The 22,443-nt window shown below is 64.1% G+C and carries 17 protein-coding genes; all 17 read left to right on the top strand.

What is annotated here, in order from left to right; genetic code table 11:
• The first annotated feature begins 320 nt into the window (after positions 1 to 320).
• The 17 genes from QYL91_RS17695 (at position 321) to QYL91_RS17615 (ending at position 21,949) form a co-directional block, all read left to right on the top strand.
• The gene (locus QYL91_RS17695; RefSeq protein ID WP_302083314.1) at positions 321 to 1,109 is read left to right on the top strand and encodes a hypothetical protein; all 789 of its coding nucleotides are present in this window, start codon (positions 321 to 323) and stop codon (positions 1,107 to 1,109) included.
• A 2,081-nt stretch (positions 1,110 to 3,190) separates the two neighbouring features.
• Positions 3,191 to 3,550 carry a hypothetical protein gene (locus tag QYL91_RS17690; RefSeq protein WP_302083312.1) on the top strand — a complete coding sequence of 120 codons (360 nt, stop codon included), beginning with the start codon at positions 3,191 to 3,193 and terminating at the stop codon, positions 3,548 to 3,550.
• A gap of 25 nt (positions 3,551 to 3,575) precedes the next feature.
• Positions 3,576 to 3,887 (top strand): hypothetical protein, encoded by a 312-nt coding sequence (locus QYL91_RS17685; protein ID WP_302083310.1) that lies wholly within the window; start codon positions 3,576 to 3,578, stop codon positions 3,885 to 3,887.
• A 504-nt stretch (positions 3,888 to 4,391) separates the two neighbouring features.
• A complete protein-coding gene (locus QYL91_RS17680; protein ID WP_302083308.1) occupies positions 4,392 to 4,577 on the top strand; it encodes a hypothetical protein in 186 nt (61 codons plus the stop codon).
• A 965-nt stretch (positions 4,578 to 5,542) separates the two neighbouring features.
• Complete coding sequence (locus QYL91_RS17675; protein WP_302083306.1) at positions 5,543 to 6,211, top strand: hypothetical protein; 669 nt, start codon at positions 5,543 to 5,545, stop codon at positions 6,209 to 6,211.
• A gap of 1,042 nt (positions 6,212 to 7,253) precedes the next feature.
• Positions 7,254 to 7,493: a hypothetical protein gene (locus tag QYL91_RS17670; protein ID WP_302083304.1), complete on the top strand. Its 240-nt coding sequence runs from the start codon at positions 7,254 to 7,256 to the stop codon at positions 7,491 to 7,493.
• A gap of 27 nt (positions 7,494 to 7,520) precedes the next feature.
• Positions 7,521 to 8,255: a hypothetical protein gene (locus QYL91_RS17665; protein WP_302083302.1), complete on the top strand. Its 735-nt coding sequence runs from the start codon at positions 7,521 to 7,523 to the stop codon at positions 8,253 to 8,255.
• 956 nt (positions 8,256 to 9,211) lie between these two features.
• Positions 9,212 to 9,694 carry a hypothetical protein gene (locus tag QYL91_RS17660; RefSeq protein WP_302083300.1) on the top strand — a complete coding sequence of 161 codons (483 nt, stop codon included), beginning with the start codon at positions 9,212 to 9,214 and terminating at the stop codon, positions 9,692 to 9,694.
• Positions 9,695 to 9,767: 73 nt separating this feature from the next.
• Positions 9,768 to 10,046 (top strand): hypothetical protein, encoded by a 279-nt coding sequence (locus QYL91_RS17655; RefSeq protein WP_302083298.1) that lies wholly within the window; start codon positions 9,768 to 9,770, stop codon positions 10,044 to 10,046.
• A gap of 858 nt (positions 10,047 to 10,904) precedes the next feature.
• Positions 10,905 to 11,696, top strand: coding sequence for a hypothetical protein (locus QYL91_RS17650; RefSeq protein ID WP_302083296.1), 792 nt, complete (start codon positions 10,905 to 10,907; stop codon positions 11,694 to 11,696).
• A 24-nt stretch (positions 11,697 to 11,720) separates the two neighbouring features.
• On the top strand, positions 11,721 to 12,254 hold the full coding sequence (locus QYL91_RS17645; RefSeq protein WP_302083293.1) for a hypothetical protein: 534 nt from the start codon (positions 11,721 to 11,723) through the stop codon (positions 12,252 to 12,254).
• Between the two features lie 161 nt (positions 12,255 to 12,415).
• The gene (locus QYL91_RS17640) at positions 12,416 to 13,579 is read left to right on the top strand and encodes a hypothetical protein (protein WP_302083292.1); all 1,164 of its coding nucleotides are present in this window, start codon (positions 12,416 to 12,418) and stop codon (positions 13,577 to 13,579) included.
• A gap of 1,681 nt (positions 13,580 to 15,260) precedes the next feature.
• Entirely contained in the window at positions 15,261 to 16,811 is a 1,551-nt protein-coding gene (locus QYL91_RS17635; RefSeq protein ID WP_302083290.1) for a hypothetical protein, read from the top strand.
• Between the two features lie 624 nt (positions 16,812 to 17,435).
• Positions 17,436 to 17,768 carry a hypothetical protein gene (locus QYL91_RS17630; RefSeq protein WP_302083288.1) on the top strand — a complete coding sequence of 111 codons (333 nt, stop codon included), beginning with the start codon at positions 17,436 to 17,438 and terminating at the stop codon, positions 17,766 to 17,768.
• 714 nt (positions 17,769 to 18,482) lie between these two features.
• On the top strand, positions 18,483 to 18,716 hold the full coding sequence (locus QYL91_RS17625) for a hypothetical protein (RefSeq protein WP_302083286.1): 234 nt from the start codon (positions 18,483 to 18,485) through the stop codon (positions 18,714 to 18,716).
• 91 nt (positions 18,717 to 18,807) lie between these two features.
• Positions 18,808 to 19,107, top strand: coding sequence for a hypothetical protein (locus QYL91_RS17620; RefSeq protein WP_302083284.1), 300 nt, complete (start codon positions 18,808 to 18,810; stop codon positions 19,105 to 19,107).
• 2,614 nt (positions 19,108 to 21,721) lie between these two features.
• Positions 21,722 to 21,949 (top strand): hypothetical protein, encoded by a 228-nt coding sequence (locus QYL91_RS17615; RefSeq protein WP_302083282.1) that lies wholly within the window; start codon positions 21,722 to 21,724, stop codon positions 21,947 to 21,949.
• Positions 21,950 to 22,443: the final 494 nt, after the last annotated feature.

Here is a 22,443-nt window from a genome sequence, read left to right as displayed (position 1 = left end):
ACGATCCCAACTGCGTCTGCGTCGACGCAGACGATCACGTCGCGGCCGCCACGACCCCGCGACCCCGCGCCCCGAGGCCGGACCCACGACCCCGGACTTCCGTCGGCTTCCGGGGTATATCGGGCCCGGTCCGGGGTGACCGGGGTATATCGGGGTGTATCGGCGGCCCCGCCGTGACGAATAGCCCTACTCGGGAAGTGCCTCAAACAGGTGGGGTGAACTCGCGTCGAGCGAGTTCCCGCGCCGCGAGCGGCGCGGGGACAGCCGACCGCCCGCGGTGGGTAGGTCGGGTTGGCGCGAGTGAGCGTGAGTTGATTCCAATGCCTGTTACGAAATCCAGTTTCGCGTTCGGTGAGCAGTTCGTCAAACAAACGAAGTCGCGGAAGTACGAAGATAAGTCGTATTGGACGAACGGTGATGTCGTGGTGAGTGCGGGGCTCGCCGGGAAATGGAGTGAGGCGGTGCACCCGCGCACCCACGATGACTTCGAGAAAACAAACGAAATTCGATGGATGCCTACGCAGAACAAAGACGAGTGGGAGTGCGATGAGAGAGACGTGTGGGTGAACGTCGATGAGTTCCACGAGGAGGCAGCGCGACAGTTCATCGGCACTCTGCGGAACGTTGCGCCCAATGAGTGCAAGTGGGATTACGTGAGTTGTGGTCCTGACCTTCGATGCGCACCGGAGGTTGTGGAGTTTCTCAGTGATGAATTCACGGGATATTCCGACACGGAACGGACGTTCGGGCCGTTCCTCGATGATGACAACTCGGCTGTTCCCGATGAGCCGAGTGAGCGCGAAATCATCGTGATTCAGAAGGCTCTCAACGGCCTGGTGAAGCAGCAGGTCGGCGATGAAGACCCGAGTGTCCGGAAAGTGCTGCGCGTGGTTGAGGCGGTCATCGAGCGTGACGATGACGTCCGTGAGGTGCTCGCAGACGCACTTGCCCCCTTCGTGGACCACGAAGAGGTGTACGCGGTGGACACGTTCGGGAAGGTTCACCCGCAGTACGAACCGACAGAGGATGGCCGACGTGACGCAACCGCGAAGGCCATCAGCACCCTCGAGGGACTCAGTGAACAGGAAGCACGCAACCTGATGACCTGAGCGAGGCGCTTCTCACGTCTCTGTTCAACGTAACGGGTGGCAGGGGTGGGGTGACGCGGAGCGCGGCACGCATTTGTTTTCAGGTGCGTGTGTTGCTCACCGAGTCACCACCGCACAGTTTGCTCGCCGCGCCCGAGCCGGTTGGTTCGGCGCGCCTGCGCGCCAACGCGATCGCGCGTCGCCGTCGCGCGTCGGTGCGCGCTGCGGTCCGGCAGGTCCTCGCGCTGAGCCGCCTTCGGCGAGACCAACATACCCGTGAACACCTACCGCCTGATTCGACGAGCGGAGCTCGTCGGACACACACCAACCGCGCGTCGCCGTCGCGCGCAGTGCGCGAATCACAGATTCGCTGAACCGCCGCTGGCAGTCCCAGCATGATTCCCAATGAGTCCCGCACCAGCAACCGCTCCCGTCCAGAGGGTTCCCGACGTGGTGGGAGGTGAGACACCCCCTCAGTGCCATCAGCGGTTTTCAGTATTGCACTCGCCATCTCTCAGGGAGCACCTTGCCGGGGGTGCTGTTGTGAGCGCGCCCGTCGCACAACCGGGAGAGAACCGAGGTTGCGTGTCCGACCAGTCAGCGGACACGCCATTGTACACTGGAGAGTCGCTACGAGGATAACCGTCCCGCACCCGCCCTTCCAGTGCTACCCGCACTGCAACCGCCGCGCGCTGGCTGGCGAGTGTCGCACTGCGCTCGGTCACTTCTCTCCCGCACCGCCAGACCGAGGCGCACGCGTTGCTCGCGCGCGCTTTCTTGGATGGAGAAGTGACCGACGGAACGGATATTCCCCGTAGCGACTCGGAAACCAGGTACAATGTCCGCTGACTGGTACGGAACGACGGACCTCGGCCCCTGCCCGGTTAAAGGGTGCGACGGAACGCGGCAGAAACACAACAGCACGGATACCCCGGCAGACTGCTCCACTGAGAGTTGTACGGGCGAGTGCGGATACGTGAAAACCATCGATGGCAGAGTTCGAGGGGGTGTCTCTCCAACCGACCCACCACGTCGGGAACCACCCGAGGACTGGGAGCCTGACGACGAGTGAGGACGCGCCCTCACTCGTGTCCAGACCCGCACCGCAACCGCTACCGTACCGTCACGATCTCGCGCAGGAAACCTGCGCGACGAACACCGACCGCGCGTCGCCGTCGCGCGCAGTGCGCGCTGCGGTCCCGTAGGTCCTCGCGCTGATCTGCCTTCGGCGAAACAGCATACCCGTGAACACCTACCGCCTGATTCGACGAGCGGAGCTCGTCGTACACACACCGACCGCGCGTTGCCGTCGCGCGCTGGTTGCGACATCCGTCGCACAACCCTCGTCATAACCGCACCCAGCTCCCGCCTAATCAGCGCCGCCAAGGCGGCGCGACGAACACCAACCGCGCGTGAGCAAAGCTCCGCGCGCTGTGCGCGAATCGGAGATTCGCTGAGCCGCCGCTGGCAGTCCCAACATGACCACCAGTGAGCCCGGCAACCGCGAGCGGCGCCCGCGGCCGCGTCCCGCCGGAGCGCGTGCCGCTGACGCACTCCTGGCCATTCCGGGCGGGCCGACCACGACCCCGCGCTCAACCCGCGAGCACGGGGTGTACCGGTCGGCCTTCGGGCGCACGCCGTGCGCCCTGCCGGGCTTATGGTCGGCGTCCAGCCTTAAACCCCGTTACGGTTGCGTCGCACCACGACCCACCACGACCGCCCGACCCACGACCCCGCGCCCCCGCGACCGCTCGCGTCGTCGCGGATATCCCCCGCGACCCCACAAGGGGGTATACCGGAGGTATCACGCGACGACCGCGGCGGTATATCGGGGGTTATCGGGGCGTATCGGGCCGTGCGGCATATCGGTGGGTGTACCGGATGCGACGGACTCGAGGTCGCACCCGCGACCCCGGACTTCCGTTGGCTTCCGGGGTATACCGGAGTGCGACCTCGCTCGCCGCGCTGCGGCGACGCTAAGGGGTTTAAGGCTGCGCTTTACGCGCTCCACGCGGCCGCGCGCCCCTTTCGACGTACACGACGGCGCCGCCGCGCCCTAGGGAAACCGAAGGGCGCGGCGGACGCCCTTGAGGAGTTCAACAATGAGTGTGAAACAATCTCTTGGACTGGTGAAACGCGTTGCACAAGGCATCGAACGACTCGTCACGGGGAACGTGGTTGACCTCGATTTCGACGACCGTGAACTGTTCTACAGGATGGTTGAAGTGGCTTCCGAGAAGCCAGGTTGCGATGACCGCCCGGGGCTTCAGAAAGAGCGCATGTACGAACTTGAACGTGAAATGTTCAGTGAAGGGCGTAACCCGGATGTGTGCACGCTTATTCGTGCCGGGTTCACTGAAACTCGGCAGGAGTACGCCGAAGACGACACGGTGCTCATCACCGAGACCGGGATGGAATTCTACGAAGAGAACCGCGACGAATTCCGTATCATCCGCGACTAACCCCCTCTTCAACCTTCAATTCACTATGAAATCCAACGTTACCCCATTCGGCGCTCCCGACCTGTACGACGACCTCGAGCAAGAAGTTGCCAGCATGCTCGTTGCTGGTCTTGATACGGTGAGCGATGATGTCATCGTCAGCAAGGTGTTGCACGAGACGAACCCGGACGACCGAGACGGGCGTGAACGCGTCATCTTCGTGTTCACGGCGCATCGAGGCGAGTCGATTAGCAGCGAGCGGGATGCGATTGAAGCGCTTTCTGACGAGTTCAGCCACGACACGCGGTTCACGACGTGGATGCGCGGCGGGACGTACGCCCTCGGCGTGTTCGCGTAACGCCCCGCCCCGCCCCGCCCCGCCCCGCTCGACACCGCTTAATCACGCGCCCGATGGGCGCGACGATCAACCGCGCGTAAATCGCACGTCGATAGCGCGTGAGCGACCCCAACACTGCCGGGGTCCCTCACGCTGCACCGCCGTTGGCGGGCCCAGCATGATTCCATCTGACTACTACTGCTATCGGCACTGCATCTCCTTGGAACAGACAGGCGGCGTCGCACCGGGACTCCACCGACCGCCCTGCCGTTGCCGTGCGCCGCCACAACTTTCGCTCACGAACCGGGCACCCACGCACCGTGGGTGCCACTCAGCGCAGCCCCGTGCGCCGCCGGGCCGCGAAGGCGCGCTGCCTCGGCGTGGCGGGGCTGCGTGCCAGGTGTACTAAGGAGTGATACCGCCCTTCAGGGCACCCTCTCCACAGTGGGCGGTTTTCTTGTCGAGTCTCTGTTTGGGTGGGAGTACCTATATAAAAGTTAGTTGGTAATACTATCATGAACGGAGGTGAACAGCATCGACAACCACGACACTGTCCGGCGATTCACAATCAACGAGGACATCATCGACGCTCTCCTCATCCACGGGAGAGCATCCGCCCGCATCGAGTTCGACAACCGCACAGAATTCGTCGAACTTGTCCTCACCGACGACCAAAACGCCGCCATGAACGCAATTTACCGTGACCGCTAACCCAGCGGTCACACTTTCTTTTCTTTCTTCTCTTCTCACCGAATTTCGCTTTCAGATTCGCGTGTGTGTCATCCCCTCCAGCGGCGACCGACTCCTCCCTGCACCACCGTCGTTCGCCGCCCTACACGCACCGCTGCCGTGACCAGCGTGGCACTCCCCCCTTCGATGCCGAGAACCGCTCCGGGAACCGCGCCTGAGCACACCAGCCGCGGCCCGCTCTCCACCAACGCCACCATCAGATACCCACTATCGGCGCGCTTCCGCGAAGCCGTTCTCAGCCCGACATACTCATCGCTGCTCGACGCACACTGATCTGCTCGCCAGTCGCCTCGGGGACGAGCCGACTGGCTGCGCAACGACGCGATCGCGCGTCGCCGTCGCGCGCCGATAGCGGATCATCGCGTGTCCAGTAGGTCCCCCGAGATCCTGGACCGCCGTTGGCGATCCAGCATGGCCACAAATCGAGACCACGATCCCGATTTGCTGAGTAACGCACATACACACCGGCCCCGGGTGACCGGCCGACGCCCCACGCCGACGCGGGGTCGCGCCCACCCACACGCGACCCCGCGGGTAATCGGGACGTCGGCCACGCCCGGGGCACTCCCAACCTCATACCTCCATGCGTGCATCCGTGACTGCATCCGCAGACCGCGCCGACACTCTCAGCACACCCAGCCTCTCGTAACACTGGGCCTGAACCGCGGAGACACCTACCTCACCGCTGAAGCAGCCTAACCGCAGTGCTATTCCTGGAGTCTAACCGCAGCGGAGAAGACACCAACCGCGGGAGAAGCCCGTCGCGCGCCCCAACCCGCGGTGCGCGCGCCGCCCTTCATCCACCCAGACAGCAACCGCCCGTCGTCGCGCGCAACTGAAACGCCCGCGACGACGGGGCGGCGGAGCCCCGGAGACCCAGCACTGAACAGCAGGGTCACGGCGGGTGAACGGAGTGAAAACTTACTATGTCCGAACTTAACGTCCACATCGAGATTCCGGTACGGCTTGACGACGAAGAGAACCGCGCTCAGACCGACGACGGTGAACGACTCACCGACGTGGAAGTTGCCGCTGGCGTGATGGCGGAAATCCCAGCCGCCATCCGTGAGAACATCTCCAACATCTGCACGGGGATGAACTCCTACTTCACGTACGGCCTTCTCGACCTCGCGGAGGCTGGCAGTGACCTCGTTCCTGAACAGGACGAAGACAGCGACGTGCAGGGCGTGACGCCGTTCTACACCAACTGGAAGCAGTTCCTCGACGACGACGGTGTGGAAAGCAACCGTGAGGCTCGCTTCGCGGCGTGGGAGTGGGCACGCAAGCAACTGTACGTCGAACCGTTCGACGACTACTACGAGAGCACCGTTGACCTCGTCATCGTCGCCAACTTCGGCGCAGACCGAGGTGAAACCATCATCAAACACGCCCAGAGCGAGGGCATCCCGACGATGGAAGTGAAGGTGACCGACCTCGCAGACAAGGAGAAGGTGTTCGGCGAGGAACCCTCCGAGGAAGATGTCGAGCCCGACGGGGCCGAAGACATGGAGGAAGAACGTGAGGCGCCCGACGAGGACGAGGTGCCCGCGGACGCCGAAGCCGTGAAAGAGAACCTGCCTGTCGCCGGCGACTAAGCACAGCCCGGCCGCTCGCTGCTCTCTTTTTTGCCGTAGTCCGCCCAACACCCCGACGACCAGCGCGCTGATGCGCGCTGGCTTTCGCCGTCGACGCGATCGCGCGTCGCCGTCGCGCGCCAGTGCGCGCTCCGGGGTCCCCCGGAGCGCTGAGCTGCCTTCGGCGACACCAACATCCCCGCGAACAGCTTCCGCCTGGTATCGACGAGCGGAGCTCGTCGTGCGAACACCGACCGCGCGTCTCTCGCGCGCTGTGCGCGAATCGGAGATTCGCTGAGCCGCCGCTGGCGGTTCAAGCATGACCACCAATACGGGCCGCTACCCGCGACCGCACCGCTGCGGCCCGCGTCGCGCGCCGTCGTTGGGGGCTGCGCCCTGCGGCACTCCTGGCCATTCCGGGCTGCCGTAGCGACGCGGCGCGTCTCACCGCACCGACCGCACGAGACGCGCCGCGTCGGGCGCGCGCTGCGCGCCCTGCCGGGCCTATGGTCGGCCGCCAGACCCGTAATGCCCACTGCGTGTCGCTGCGCTTCCGCGAGGCCTCGTGACACTACCCCGCGTTCGGTCAACCGCCCGCACTCACGCGGGGCCCCTTCACGATGCCTTGCGGTTCTACTCTTCTTCGCGGGGCTTACGGGTCTGCGGTTGCAGCCCCGCGCCTTTGGGCGCGCGCCGCTGGATGACTAGGGAGTGTCACTCGCCGCGCCGCCGCGCGAGGTGAACTGCCCGCGGCGGCGCGGGCGAGGAGCGAACTATGTCTCGATACGAGTGTAAAAACGGTCACATTGTCGGTCGTACCGATTTGGAACCAGCAAGCGGCACTCCGGACCCGGTCGGCGGGACGTGCCCGGAATGCGGTGAGCGAGCAAGTGTCGTTCACGAGGGTCGGAGGTAATCACAAATGAGCGTTCTTAACGTTACCATCACGGAGTCGGGCGAAGACCCGTGCGAAGACGGTGAGCATGACTGGTGCAAGACAGGGACTGGTGGATGTCGGTGCGTGAAGCCCGGCTGCAAGAGCATCCGCGCGTAACTACCTATAATGTACCCGTACGTGATTCAGTCTGTCATCGAGTACGTCGGTATCCGACGCACGCTCGCCGTGGTCGGGGTTGTTGAATTCGTGTTAGTAGCGACTGGCGTAGAGTTGAGTAATTTCGTTACTGGCTGTCTCATGTTGCTCGGGATGATAGACCCGCTTTCGCGGTGGGCGGCAATTGTTGAACGGGTTGTCCCTGTGCTCGTCAGTGACGAGTACAGCGGTGCATCGGCTAACAATTAAACAATTCAAACCACAAGGATTTCACCAATGAACCTACATTTCGAACTCGGCGGTCTCGACTGGAGTGGAACCGGCGCTCGCGCACTTGAACCGAACCTCGACATGTTCCCGTCAGATACGCATGAAGCGTACACAGACCTGTACGCGAAAGCAGTTGAAAGTCTTCCTGCACTTCTTGAAAACGCGTACGCAGCACTGTGGGTGCACGTCGCACGCCACGACCTTCTCGTGTACAGCGTTGCAGATGCAGGACATCGATTCCCCGTTGACCAGGCGAACGCTGGCGTGGACGTGGTGCTACTGAACAGTAACGAAATTGTCGCGCACGACCAGGCAGTCAGCATCGAAACAGCGGCAGAAGCACTGTTCGATTTCACGATGTACGCGTCTCGGAAAGAACTCGCGCCGCGCGAGTCATCACTCAGCAGTGATAGCCTCGGCGCCGTGAACGGTGACCCGCTGTCAGTCACCATCACTGACCGGACGCTCATCGCGCCACACATCTCAGTCGAGCCAGAGTCACTCGTCACCGACGAAGGGCGCAAAGCACGGTGGGTTATCGACCAGCCGGAACGTCCAGATTTCCCGCATCGTGACCTACTCGTGCTCCCCGGGCCGTACTGGCATCCGCGCGATGACCAGTACACCGAGGACGTAACGGACGCTGAGAAGCGCCGCGTCGTCGAGGCGTTGTGCACGCACGCTGGTGACGACTCAAGTCGCACCAACATCCGCGTCGCGTCTCAGACGAACGCGGACTAATCACGCCGCCTCGCGGCGGCGACACACACCCGCGAGCGCGCGCATCGGCCAACACCACCTTCTCCCACCAACGCCGCACACGAGCCGATGCGCGCGCCGCGCAGTGCGCGCTCTCGACGTCTTCGCGTGTCCCGTAGGTCCCCCGAGACCGAGAGCGCTGAACGCCGTCGGCGAACCCGGCATGACCACACCCAGCTCCCGCCTAATCAGCGCCGCCAAGGCGGCGCGACGAACACCAACCGCGCGTGAGCAAAGCTCCGCGCGCTGTGCGCGGCAGGAAACCTGCCGCTGGTCCGCCTTCGGCGCAACAGCATACGTTATCACCTCCATGACCGCGCTCGGCGCGCTCGAGATTACCACGGCCGCGCGCCGCTGACGCACTCCTGGCCATTCCGGGCTGCCGGGCGACCACCACGACCCCGCGCTCAACCCGCGAGCGCGGGGTATATCGGAGGCCGCCGGGCACAGGGGCGCGCCGCGCCCCCTGCCGGGCTTATGGTCGGCGTCCAGCCTTAAACCCCGTTACGGTTGCGTCGCACCACGACCCACCGCGACCACCACGACCCCACGACCCCGCGACCCCACGACCACACGGCAGCGAGCGGGATAATCGGGGCCCACGACCCCTCAAGGGGGTATATCGGACCCCGTTATCACCGTCGCTGCCGGAGGTATACCGGGGTGTACCGGGGTATACCGGGGTATAACGGTGGCATATCGGTGGGTATACCGGATGCGACGGACTCGAGGTCGCACCCGCGACCCCGGACTTCCGTTGGCTTCCGGGGTATACCGGAGTACGACCTCGCTCGCCGCGCTGCGGCGACGCTAAGAGGTTTAAGGCTGCGCTCTGCGCGGCCGGTACTTCTCGCGCGCGCCTCGTTCTGAGTGACAGCGCTCGCCGCGCCGCCGCGCCGCGGGGCAATGCCCGCGGCGGCGCGGGCGAGGAGCGAACGATGTCTCAGAACAAACAGCAGTTGGTTGAAGCACAGAGCGAAAACGAGCAGAGCGGCGTCGAAGAGCCGGATGTGCGGTGTGGTGTCGAAATCACGAACGACATCAAGCAAGGACGCGGTATCAAGCCAAGTATTCAGCGGCTGATTCCGGTGCCAGAGCAGACGCTTCTGATGGGGAGTGCAGATGATGAAACTCCTGTGATGCTGTTCATTGAGGATGCATGGCCGGCGTCGAGTTGGCAGAATCGGACGGCGACGCAGACGGCGGTTGAACTGAACGATGTGACGGACATCCTGGTGACCGTGCACATTCGGCCGCTCAGCGGTGGTGCACTTCCGATGATGAGTGATGGATACGATATTCAGGATGACGATGATGCAGTGCGCATCAAGTGCATCAACGCAGGGTGTCTGTTCGGTGCGGACGGTGCGAACCAGCACCCGGACGTGCCGAGTGACGCGACGTGGAGAGTCGAAGAATAACACGAGACGGACTCGAGTTATTTCTCACCGAAACGAACATCATCGACTAATCGCGGCTCCCTTCACTTCACCTATGAGTTCCACACAGTACACGGCAGTTGAAGAGACGTGGCGCACTGTTCCTCGGTCTGAACCACCGCAGCACGTTCCCGACATACCCGACGACACCTTCGTGCACGTCGCGTGGCAGACTGCTGCTGCTTCACGCGTTCGCACTGTGTACCGAACGGCTGACAGCAGTCGCGCGTGGGTGGTGCGGGTCGTTGCTGGTGACTACGAAGAACTCACACAGTTCTTCGGCGAGAATGCTGTCGAACGCGCTGTAGAACACGCCGACCCGACCACGGAGTAGGCCTGGTCGGCACAGCGCGTCGCCAGCACGACACCGCACCGCCTAGTTTGCTCGCCGCGCCCGAGCCGGTCGGTTCGGCGCGCCTGCGCGACGACACGATCGCGCGTCACCGTCGCGCGCCGGTGCGCGCTGCGGTCCAGCAGGTCCTCGCGCTGAGCCGCCTTCGGCGCAACAGCATACGTCACCACCTCCATGACAGCACCGGACCCGCGACAGCAACGCGGTCGGGCGAGGCAAGCCTCGCGCGGTTCGCTCACCCGCGACCCGGACTCTGCGGAGTCCGGGCCCTATTTTCGCGGGATTCGCCTCACCTCGCCCGACCGCGGTTACCGAGGGGCGCTCCTCTGCTGAGGAGCGTTCAGTCTGAACTCGCACCCGCTCGACCCGGTCTCTGCGGAGACCGGGCACTATTTTCGAGCGGGATGCTCGCCCCCGGTAACACATCGCACTGCCACCACTACTGCTCGCCATCTCGACGAGCAGAGCTCGTCGGACACACACCAACCGCACAAGCGCTGTGCGCTCACTTCGTTCGCTGAACGCCGTCGGCGATACCAGCATCACCACATCCCCTGCATCAGCCACGCGACGATGCGCTACGACGCGACGTCCAACGTCGCGTCAAGCGGTCCACTCCCGCGCAACCCGCACGCGGGAGTCCCTGATCACACCGATAGTCCACCACACCAGCAGTCATCAGTCCGGTCACAGCACCTGTGCGGGGCGCGCCGCCCACCGCGGGCAGCCACAGGTCTCGCCGCCCAACTAATCCCAGCGACGCGGCGCGCCCCGCACCAACACCCCGCGCCGCCGCGCCGCGGGGAAATGCCCGCGGCGGCGCGGGAGGAGTGACCACAGATGACACAGCAACAGCAACACCGCGGCACGCAGGACGCACAGCCCACCACTACTGCTGACCTCACGCTCGACACTTCAACTGGACTTTCCACCGACGACCTCATCTCCTACATCAGCGACATCATCGCTGACTCTCCCGCACTCTTCTACAACAACGCTTTCATCCGGCTGTTCACCAGCAACGACGAACTCGGATTCCGTGTCGTTCACTCGCCAGACGACGCAGACGCATTCATCAACGGGCGCTACTACGACAGCACATTCGACGAGTGGCGCGTCCGCGTGAACACTCCCGAAAAGGTTCAGAACGGGAGTTACACGCACTGCACGTCATTCATCAAGCAGACCGACATCGAACACGGTCATTTCATGGCGTTCGACTGGCCAGGAAAGCACGACAACAACAGCGATTACGGCAACTACGATAGTTGCCACGGCGAACGCGGCTATTGGCGTGCTGACGCCACGCCCGACAACGTCGCCGCCATCATCCTCTCCGCGTTCAACCACGGCCACAACGTCGTCGCAGACATCAATCTGCTCGCCACACTGCTCGAAGCACCAATCGTCACGCACGGTATCAACGACCCAACCGATGCCAGCGACGCGTCGAGTGACTCGACGCGTAGCGGGCACAGCAAAGGCGGCGGCATCACCAACGTTGATGGCGAGTACCATTGTCCCGCTGAGAACTGCGCCTACACAGGCGAGTTCAAGGAAGTCCGGTCGCACATCGGCGGGAAATGCAACGGTAACGACGATTCGCACCGACACCTCGACTTCCGACTGTAACCCGCACACACCCACTTCACCACTATGCCCAACAAACGGCCTTTCATCGGCGCGTACCACGACGGTCGCTACACACAGCGCGGCCTGCTACTCGACGACGGCCGCGTTCGCGTCAATGCGAACGGCGGCCCTGACGACACGATCACCGTGTCGCGTGACCAGTGGCTCGACTGGTTCGGCAGCGCAGTTGCACGTGACCGGCACTGCAACGGTGAGCGCGGCCGACAGCTCTACCGCCTATTCCAGCAGAACCGCCTCACCTCGCAACCACAGTGCAGCAACGACGACTGCCAGCAGTACCTCACACCGCTCGAAGTCGGGTACTCCCACCGCAGCACGCACGCTGACCCAGCGACCGACGAGTACTACTGTCGCTCCTGTCTCAGCGTGCAGTACGGACTCTTCGACGTGCAACCGTGGGACGACCCGTACGACATCTTCGCCGAAGTGCGCGACGCGGAAGGTCCCGCACTTGACTCTTTCAACGATCCTGACGGCGTGCTCGCTGCTGTCGAAACTCCTGCCGACCTCACCGCTGACACAGCAACCGCTGATTAACGCACTCCTTGTGATACCGCCACAGCACCACACCGCGGCGCCGCGCGCGACAACCCGCGTCGCGCGCGGCTCACAGGACACCGCTCCGCCGCGCCCTAGGGGACACGCAGGGCGCGGCGGAGGCAGACCGCGCACAAATCCACATCGGAGTGATTTCAACAATGTACAAGACACGCAGCGAGCGACGCGTCTTCAAGCGCAGCGCCGGTAACCGACAAGTCGAACAGACCTCGTGGCGGCACGAGGACAACCGCAACCGCGTCGTCAGCACGTTCCTACACAAGAAGTGGAACAACGCTGACCACCCCCGCGACGACCCTGGCTTCTCATTCCTCGAAGACTGGGGTGCAACCGGGCGCTGGGCACCTGACAACGCTGACGAATGGGAGACGTTCCAGAAGACGAACTACCTCAGCACCGAGCAGTACGCTAAGCGCAGCCACCGCCGATTCATCCTCGCACTCCGCAACGAATACCCCGAAAAGTACGACCACGACCTCTGCCCGCCGCGTGACGGCCCGGACATCCGCGACGCTGAAGCGGTCGCGGCATTCCTCGCTACGCCGTTCACAGCACGTCTTCCGAAGGACAGCCAGGACGGGTTCCAGCATCAGGGGCGCTACGAGGACTGTGACACATGCAACGGGAAAGGCCGTGTTGTCGTTCCCGAAGAAGAACTCGACACTTGCGACGCTGACCACCACGGCGACCACGACGCCTGCTCGTGCGATGTGAACCCTGACATGCTGGAAACGCGGCCATGCGACGACTGCAACGGCGACGGTGAAAACTACTCACCGTACTTCACGCGGTCGTTCGCACCCATTCTTCAGCCTGCACAGCACCGCATCGACGCGCTCGTCGAAGCCGACACTGACCAGCAACTCCTCAACGCTGGCATCGACCTTGCCGACCTCAACGTCGCTCTCGACGACGCATTCGACCCCGTCACCGTCACCGACGGTGACATCCGCGGGCTTGACGCCGCTATCAGCAACATCACCTCACCGCGTGACATCCCCGACGAAATCGAACAGGCGCTCGCAATCCCCGACACGAACATCCTGCAACTCATCCAGGTCGGCATCGATATGAGCGTGAAACGCGGTGACACCGAGCAGCCTGACCATCAATTCGTCCGCGAGATGTTCGACCTCGCCAACCACACCGAACACGACGACCTCATCGACCGCATCGTCGAACACATGGAGCCACTCCTGCCAGACGCCGACCACCTCGCTGTCACGCCCGACGGCGAGGCATTCCACCCGACCGATTCGGACGCAATCGAGCAATCCCGCCAGGAACTCACTGCCACTCTCTAACCCACCAGTCATCCACGACCACTCCACTCGCTGCCTCGAAATCCACTCCCGCTGACGTCTCTGCTCTCCCCTCGCATCGGTCATCATGACCGCTCCGTCCGGCACTGCGGCGCGTTGGCGCCGCGCCGGAGGGAGAAACGGCGGCGCGGCGCCCATCCACCCAGTACGGGTGACAGGCAGCGCGTCGTAAAACACTCCGATTTCCGAGAGACATCGTATCACTCCTCTCCCGTCGCCCCGAACAGCCAGTCAACTATCCAGAACACTCACGCTCACACTCCTCGCCCCGCCAAGCGACACTTTCGCCTGCGCTGGTCACCCTCGCCGTGACCGGCGCTTTTCTTTTTGCTTCGCTCACCCCACAACCGCGCCGCCCAGTTTGCTCGGCGCGCCCGAGCCGGTCGGTTCGGCGCACCTGCGCGACGACACGATCGCGCGTCGCCGTCGCGCGCCAGTGCGCGCTCCGGGGTCCCCCGGAGCGCTGAGCTGCCTTCGGCGACACCAACATCACTCCATCCTCTGCACCACCCAGCACACCCCGCGCACGGCGGGGTGTGCAACAAACACGAACCGCGCGACTCGACGCGCGCCACCCGCCGAACGCCGTTAGCGAACAACACCATCACCTCATCACCGCTCAACCACGGTCGCGGCACCCACGCCCCCGCGCCCCGGGACTTCCAGTGGCTTCCCGGGGTAACCGGGGGTTATCGGGCACCGCGACCGACACACCAACACGTCCCGCTCGAGATTACCACGCCGCACTTCACTGCGCTTCATCCCATTCCTGCTTTCAGCCTCGGCGCACCCACGACCCCCCACGACCACAAGGGTATATCGGGGGGCTTACCGGGTGCACCTCGGGGCCGACCGTCGGTCGGCCCTGCGCGCCGTAGGCGCGTTCCTGCGCGGGCTTCTGGCTCAGCGCCCGCATTAAGCGACTTTTTGGTTGCGATCGCACCACGACCCACCACGACCCCCACGACCCCTCAAGGGGGTATACCGGGGGCATATCGGTGGGTGTATCGGAGCGACGGACGCAAAAAGTGCTTAAAGCGGCGTTGCAGTGCGGCGGTCTTCTCGCGCGGCACTCCCCTTCGACACCCAACTCACCACCCGACTCGCGGCGCGACAAGCATCCAACGGCGCGGTGACCACTGCCGCTCTTCCCATTCCGGGCGGTCTGGCGACCCACGCCCCCACGCCCCGGACCCCCGACCCCCACTTCGGGGGGTATACCGGGTCCGGGGTTATCGGGGGTGATCGGGCCAGTCAGACGTCGCGCCTCTCCACACCGCGAGGCGCGACGGCGCTTGCAATGCCGCGCGCCTGCCGGGCCTTCTGGCTCGCGGCCAGACCCGTAATGGCTAACCCCGTCGCTGCGCTTCCACGCTGCTCTGGATCCTCCCCCACGCGCGCTCAACCCGCAAGCGCCCGCGGGGCCCCATCCAGAGCTTTCCGCGGTTCTACTACTACACGGGGATAGCCTTACGGGTCTGCGGGTCACCGCACCGTGGTCATGTCGCGCCGCTTCCCCTTCGACAACCAACAGCGAACCGCACGCGCGAGCGCGGAGCGCGCGGAGGGCGCGACGAAGCGCGCTCCGCGCCGCACGCGGCGGCAGCGGCGGTGGTCAGTTCCGTCGTTGTGTGAGGCAAGCGGGGGCGTGAGTGTTCCAACAATGACTGTTCGTGAAATCGGCATCTCGACGGACGAATCGGAGAAGAAAGCAGACGAAGCGTTCCAGGGCAACGAACTCGAAAAACCGTTCCCGCTCCTGAAGCCAGGTCGGGCTCTCATCGACCTCGAAACGTCGTCTCTCATCGAATTCTTCCACGCTCCGGAAGGCGGCACGCGGCCGATGGCTGGCTTCAATCAGTATGACCCTGAGATGGGATTCGGTGAAGGACACGTTATCGCCCAGAAGTGGGTCGGTTACCGTGCTGTGGACTGTCCGCGTCCGAATCCGAACGGGGAAATCCCGGTTCTGAACAATCGCCCTGAGCAGCACGAACTCACGTACAAGAGCCCGGACGCGTTCCGGGAAGACGTGATTCAGCGTGAAGGGCGTCGCCCGCTCGTTCTCGTTGAACGTCCCGCAGTGGCCTACGAGGAAGCAGTGCTCGGTGAAACGTTCGAAGTGCTGGGCTGGTACCGGCCGTGGGCGGACAAGGAGTCAGGTGAGCGTCTCGCGCCGGTCGCTGAGATGACCGACGAGTTCGAAGGTCTCGGTGGTGACAGTGACCTGAAACAGGTCAAGCGTGATGAACAATTCCTGTCGTTCGATGGGCTGAATGCGGAAGCCAACTGGGAAGACGTGGATGACCCTGACGCGGTGAACGTGATGTTCACCGTGAGTGGGACTGAAATCGAGGCACACGTCGTGAGCGCGGAAACCGAACAGGACATTCACCTGTTCGATTCCACGGTTCATCAGAAATACAACAAGCGCGACATCAAGGTGCACAGTCCGTACGAGGCGAAAGACCTCATCAAGCAGGGTCGTGACTCAGACGCGGAGTACGACGACCTGGGCTGGGAACGTGCGCACCCGACGTGGAACGCGGAACACGAGGTGTGGGAGATTGACGGTGACGTGGAGACAGTGCAGTACGCCATCGCGCACTTCGCGGCGCATGGCTTCCCCGTGACTCTCAGCGGCGCGGAAGCCGAGCGGATTGCAACGGACGTGTACACCTACATCGAAGACGACACACTCGGTGAGACAGGCCTTGAGGCGGATGAGTCGCTCAGTGCGTTCGAGACGGTTGGTGGCGTTGACAGTGACCTTGACCTCGAGACGATGACCTACGAGGGCGTGACGCCCCGAGCAAGCATTCAGACAGTGAACGCGGATGGTGACCTACTCGCGTTCGATAACACGCTCAACGAGGACAACAACGGGCGAATTATCGGACTCGGTGAGGTCACTGTCCCACCACGCGTCAAGGAGCAATGGCAGGTTGCCACGAAAGTCAGCGATGACTCACTCCACGAGTGGTACGCTCCTCGAACCGGGGCACGCATCAAGGTGAAACCAATCACCAACGACGACGTGGAACACACGGTGTGGGGCGGCCCGGTGGAGGTTGAACGCGACGGTGAAACCGTTCGCGGCGAGTACGGTATCGTAGTTGATGACAGCAGTGCCGAGGAAGAACTGGTTGCGTGCCTGGCCGACGAGGAAGCAACGCTCAACACGGTCATCACCCACATGCAGGCGCTCGCCTAACTGAACCCCCAGTCCTCTTTTTTGCTTCACTCCACTCGGTCTCTTCTCGCACTCACACGCTGCATCGACGCCACACAGTTTGCTCGCCGCGCCCGAGCCGGTCGGTTCGGCGCGCCTGCGCGCCAACGCGATCGCGCGTCGCCGTCGCGCGCCAGTGCGCGCTGCGGTCCGGCAGGTCCTCTCGCTGAACCGCCGTTGGCGGTTCCTACACACCCACCAGTGAGTACCGCTCCCGGGTCGCGCGTCCGCTGCGCGCCTTCAATCAACCGCAACAGCACTCAGGCGCGCAACTTCCTCGCGCGTCATTCTCAGCACCGCCACGGGCGCCAGCCCAACCAGCGGCGCGATTGCGGTCCCGGCAACAAGGACTTCCGCACCGACCCCACGACCCCACAAGGGGGTATACCGGAGGCCGGTGCGGAATCCGTCGCCGGAACACGGTTCCTGCGCTCCTCACCGTCGCTCGCGTAGCCTGCGTTGCCAGCCCACCCGGATTCACACACCGCGTGAATCCGAGCGCGCTGGCTGTCCTCGGATGACGCGATCGACGCCGCGGTGTCTCGGCAATCGACCGCGGGCTGGCGCCCGAAGATTAAGGTAGCCCCTTCGGGGCGTGAGTGTTCCATGTCAAGTGCAAACCGCAGTACCGACAGTTGCATCGCTAACCAACTCAGCATCGAAGTCATCCTCGAGGCGCTCCCAGCATGGGATGTCGCGTACTCGAAGCACCCGTTGAAACAACGTGAACGCATCACGTTCACCGCAGACATCGGCGTCCTCGAACACAGCGTCGAAGTCGTTCCTCGATTCAACGCTCCGACCGGGAAGCAAGATGGGTGGCGGGTGCAGTGGCACACAGAAGCGTACGATGACGCTAAAATCATCGAGCGACGTCTTCTCTCACTCGACGACGCACTCCAGGCGGCGCGCGACCAGATGGCGCATCTCGAAGAATAACGCCCGTCGTGACGGTTTCTTTTTTGGCATGCACCCCTCGCGCTTGACTTTCTGTCTGATTCGACGAGCAGAGCTCGTCGTACGAACACCGACCGCGCGTCGCCGTCGCGCGCTGTGCGCGAATCACAGATTCGCTGAGCCGCCGCTGGCAGGTCGAACATGACCACCAACACGGACCGCTGACCGCAACTGCACCGCTCGATAACCAACACGTCGCGCGCTGAGCTGTCCACGCCGCGCGCCGTTGCGCTTCATCCCATTCCGGGCTCCCACGGGCGAGTGAGACGCGACCCACCCACGGCACAGCAACGGTCGCGTCTCACTCGGGCCGCGCGCGGCGCGGCCGTGCCGGGCATTCTGGCTCAGCGCCCGCATTAAGCGAAGTTTCGCGTCGCTGCGCTTCCAGCCTGCTCACCTCTGACAGCGCGTCGCGCACGCGGTTCGCGCGCACGGATTCCGCGGTGAGCTTTCCGCGGTGCTACCTACAGGCGCGAAAACTTACTTAAAGCGGCACTCTGCGCGGCGGTACTGCTTGCGCGCTCCTCCTCTGCTCTCTGCGCGCGAGGCGGGCGCGCTGAGGCCCGATAAAGCGCGCCCGCCCCACGCGGCGACACAGCGGGAGCGTGAGTGTTCAACTATGTACTCGACACTTCGCATCATCGAGCCCAGTTGCACCGACCGCGAACTCAGCACTGTGAACACGGTGAGTACCTAATGTCTCAATTCACCAGCAGTTCGACCTCATTCGGAGTGAGTACCGTGACGCTGATCATGTTCGCCACAATCGTTCCTGGAATGTTTTTCGTCGGCGCCGGAATCATCTATTACGCTACATTCACCACCGCAACGAGCAGCGGTGCACCCATCGGCACTGCGCTCTCTATCACCGGCGTCATGTCATTCCTGCTGTCCGCAGGAATGCTCATCCTCCGATACAAACTCCGGTAACCACCGTCGTCCAGCACAGTACCCAGTCTAACCCTTACCCGCGCGTCGCTGCTCTATTTCCACATGTAGAGAACGACGCGTCCAGACACCCATGACTCCCAACACCACCAACTCGACATCCGACACTGCACAGCACTGGTACGACCGCGGCATCCTCGGCGACGCAGCACCATACGCCCGTACTGCACTCACCAAACGCATCCTCTTGGGGTTCATCAACGTTCTCATCACTATCGGCATCACAGCTGGTCTCATCATGGCTCTCCTGAACGGAGCATCCCGTGCAGTCGGCCCGCTCAGCGTGTTCTTCATTATGTGCGCACTCGCCATGGCTGCTGACCCGCCACTCCATTTCTTGTCGTGGTTGTTTGACAGCCGCAACCCCATCTAACCACGCGCCTGATAGGCGCGACGAACACCGACCGCGCGTCGCCGTCGCGCGCCGATAGCGGATCATCGCGTGTCCCGTAGGTCCCCCGAGATCCTGGACCGCCGTTGGCGCACTCTGCATACCTCCTCGAGCCGACTGCATCACGCGGTGCGACTTCCGACCGCCGTGCCCGCACAACTCCATGCTCGAAACAGCAAGCCCGGCCCGGTATATCGGGGTTCGGCCCACGACCCCGCGGCGAGCGCCCACCCCGCGCGCGGAACCGTTCGTTGCGTCTGTGCGACGGACGCTGCGTTAGTCGCGCACGCGTCGACGCCACGCTCGCCGGGGGCGTATCGGTACCTCACCCGCGACCGGGACTCCCGTTCCTCACAGCCTCCATTCCGCAGACAGATCGACAGAACGCTCCGGTCGGAGCGGTCCTGCCCTGCCGGGCTGGCGCCTTCGGCGGTCCGGGACGGGTACCAATCACGGTGGGATATCCAGGCTCGACATTCCCAGTATCCGACTGACAGCGAAGACGATGCGGAGAGACACCCCCACCACCCGCCGCCTCCAAGTTCCGGGCTGGCGCCTTCGGCGGTCCGGGCCGCCGCTGTTAGCGGCGCCCACGCCGGGGTTTCTCATAATACCCGACACCGGGCTCCCCCACCACCCGCCGCCTCCAGGGTCCGGGCTTTCGACACTCCTCGCAAGCGAGGTTACGGTCCGGGCCGTTGCGCTCCTTCCCGCCGCGCTACCGGTGCTCACGCCGCTGCACGGTTTCCCATATCCAACGCTGGCGCACACCACCACCCACCACCTCCAGGGTCACGGGCTTCCTCGGGTCACCGGGGTAAATCGATAACCGGTGCGAGCTCTCCCGGTCAATCGATTTATCCCACTGCTGACCCGAGATTCCGGGCTTTCCCATATGACGTGGGGATATCAGTCGAGTGTGTGTGTGTGGCGTGGAACGCTCCACGAGGGTCGCGGTCCTTCCCGGGCGGGCATGCGCTCCGCGGTCCTGCCGGGTACCACGCGACGAGATCTCCCCGCACAGCACCCAACCCCCGGAACCGGGTGCGCCCCGCGACCCCGCGGCGAGCGCCCACCCCGCGCACGGAACCGTTCGTTGCGTCTATGCGACGGACGCATGCGTTAGTCGCGCGCGAGAACCACGCTCGCCGGGGGTATATCGGTGATCGCACCCGAAACCGGTGGGTTCCTCCTCTCATACCTCCACTCAACCGCGTTTCACCCGAGACCGGGCACAAGGCCCGAAACCGGGATGAAACGACGAACACAGCCCAGTCACGCTTCGCCCGAAACCGGGACAAGCCCGAAACCGGAACGAAGCGACGAACACCGCTCAGTCACGTTTCACCCGAGACCGGGCACAAGGCCCGAAACCGGGATGAAACGACGAACACAGCCCAGCCCCGGAAGGGCCGGGAGCGGCCCGAAACCCCCGCGAGGCGCGCCCACCCACACGCGCCTCGGGGGAAACCGGGCTCGCCCCCGAAACCGGGGCATTCCCTGACCTCACGGCCTCCAGACAGCACAGCTACCCACGAGGAGCGCCGCGCCGCCCAACACACTCTCAACTCACCCACCACCCTCCATGGTCCGGGCTGTACGCGCCTTCCGTTGCGTGGCTAGCGATCGAGACACCCGCGACCCTCGGGGCCCGCGACCCCACCATTCGGGGGGTATACCGGACCCCGAGGGTATATCGGGGATATCGATCGAGCCACTGGTCGGTTCACGGTCCGGGCCGCTCGCTTCCGGTGCGAGCTCTCCCGGATCTCGCGCCGCAAAGCGGTTTCACATATCCCGACCAGCACGTACCGGCCCACCACCCTCCAAGTTCCGGGCCACCACAGGTGTCCGGCACCCACGACCCCTCGAGGGGTATATCGGGTGCCGGATTCCGTTCCACTCCCACGATAGGGAGTGGACGGGTCCGGGCTCCGCGCGGTTTCGTCGGGCGTCGACGAAACCCCGCGGCCCCAATTGGGTTTCTCATATTGCCCAACGACACCGACTTCTCCAACCAACTCCAACGGCACTCCTCGCAATCACGCCGCGTCTCTCGATTCGACGCGGCGACAAACGGCCCGACCCCGGAACCGGGAGGCGACCCGAAACCCCCGCGAGGCGCGCCCACCCACACGCGCCTCGGGGGAAACCGGGATCGCTCCCGAAACCGAGGGTACTCCCTAACCTCGCGGCCTCCATGCTCCGCGAAGCCGTGCCGCCCCGACCCCGCGCCATGAGGAGACCTAACCGCATGGCGGCGGCCGCGGCGACGTTCATCGGGGAGTGAAGTCGCCGCGGCGCGCACCCGGGCCCCGGGGCGGCACGCAACCAACCATGAACAGCACGCGACACCCGATTCGACTCTTCGTTGTCCGACGATATTCTCGACATCCAACGATCGGGTGTCTGCGTGCGACGAACGACCGCTCCGCTACCGCAACCGCGAGAACAACGACGACGCGCGCGTCGAAGTCGCACGCGATTTGGAACACCACCGCAACCGCATTCAACCACGCGGCATGCACCGCGACCCCGAACTTCCAGTGGGGTTTCGGGGAATATCGGTGCAATTGCCGCGACACGGCGTGCCGCCGTGCCCGGGGCGCTCTCTCGAGCGCCGCGGAGCACCGAGCGCAAGGCGCTCGGCCGGGCACGGAAGGCGGCACGCGACGACGGCGGGACGTCGAAGCCAAACAGCGGCTTCGACCCGGAACAAGCAGCGTTCCGGGCCCACAGGGGGCGTCACCGACGTCGGGACGACAACGACGAACGGCAACGTGGCGGCTACCCGATGAACAGCGAGCGGCAAGGGTGCAGTTAACGGCCTCAGGCAGGCGAAAACCATCGCTACCCCCACTTGGCGGCGCGAACGGCGTAAAGCGCGGTTTCACGGGTGTTGACGACGGTTATCCCGTGGAACAGCAAGGCCGCGGTAGCGCGCTAGCCCGGGCTTTCCGGGCTGCGCAATGCCCGGCGCCGCGGCTCAGCGTCACTCACAGTGCAGAGAAGACACTGGCAGTGACGCTGGGACAGCGCGGGCGCGATGAGTGGCAACCACCGAAGCAGAGGTCCGTCGTGCAGCAAGAAAGCAGAGATGTGCTAGCCCGGGCTATCCGGGCTGCGTATGTGACGCGTAGCTGCCAGAGCTCAGAATGTTTTCTTAGTTATGGTTAGCGCAGATTAACAAACTCAGCGAAATGCTACACCCGTGGAATAGCAAGGCCGCAGTAGCGCGCCAGCCCGGGCTTTCCGGGCTGCGCAATGCACCGGCCGCCGCGGCTCAGCGTCACTCGCAGTGCAGAGAAAACACTGACA

The organism is Salinibaculum rarum (assembly GCF_030505615.1).
GTDB lineage: Archaea > Halobacteriota > Halobacteria > Halobacteriales > Haloarculaceae > Salinibaculum > Salinibaculum rarum.
This window is presented reverse-complemented; position numbering and strand designations above follow the sequence as displayed.

Excerpts from the sequence above, each read along its gene's own strand:
- QYL91_RS17690 (WP_302083312.1), top strand. The coding sequence starts at position 3,191 with ATGAGTGTGAAACAATCTCTTGGACTGGTGAAACGCGTTGCACAAGGC.
- QYL91_RS17670 (WP_302083304.1), top strand. The coding sequence starts at position 7,254 with ATGTACCCGTACGTGATTCAGTCTGTCATCGAGTACGTCGGTATCCGA.
- QYL91_RS17620 (WP_302083284.1), top strand. The coding sequence starts at position 18,808 with ATGACTCCCAACACCACCAACTCGACATCCGACACTGCACAGCACTGG.
- QYL91_RS17630 (WP_302083288.1), top strand. The coding sequence starts at position 17,436 with ATGTCAAGTGCAAACCGCAGTACCGACAGTTGCATCGCTAACCAACTC.
- QYL91_RS17640 (WP_302083292.1), top strand. The coding sequence starts at position 12,416 with ATGTACAAGACACGCAGCGAGCGACGCGTCTTCAAGCGCAGCGCCGGT.
- QYL91_RS17665 (WP_302083302.1), top strand. The coding sequence starts at position 7,521 with ATGAACCTACATTTCGAACTCGGCGGTCTCGACTGGAGTGGAACCGGC.
- QYL91_RS17645 (WP_302083293.1), top strand. The coding sequence starts at position 11,721 with ATGCCCAACAAACGGCCTTTCATCGGCGCGTACCACGACGGTCGCTAC.
- QYL91_RS17655 (WP_302083298.1), top strand. The coding sequence starts at position 9,768 with ATGAGTTCCACACAGTACACGGCAGTTGAAGAGACGTGGCGCACTGTT.
- QYL91_RS17635 (WP_302083290.1), top strand. The coding sequence starts at position 15,261 with ATGACTGTTCGTGAAATCGGCATCTCGACGGACGAATCGGAGAAGAAA.
- QYL91_RS17625 (WP_302083286.1), top strand. The coding sequence starts at position 18,483 with ATGTCTCAATTCACCAGCAGTTCGACCTCATTCGGAGTGAGTACCGTG.
- QYL91_RS17685 (WP_302083310.1), top strand. The coding sequence starts at position 3,576 with ATGAAATCCAACGTTACCCCATTCGGCGCTCCCGACCTGTACGACGAC.
- QYL91_RS17660 (WP_302083300.1), top strand. The coding sequence starts at position 9,212 with ATGTCTCAGAACAAACAGCAGTTGGTTGAAGCACAGAGCGAAAACGAG.
- QYL91_RS17695 (WP_302083314.1), top strand. The coding sequence starts at position 321 with ATGCCTGTTACGAAATCCAGTTTCGCGTTCGGTGAGCAGTTCGTCAAA.
- QYL91_RS17650 (WP_302083296.1), top strand. The coding sequence starts at position 10,905 with ATGACACAGCAACAGCAACACCGCGGCACGCAGGACGCACAGCCCACC.
- QYL91_RS17675 (WP_302083306.1), top strand. The coding sequence starts at position 5,543 with ATGTCCGAACTTAACGTCCACATCGAGATTCCGGTACGGCTTGACGAC.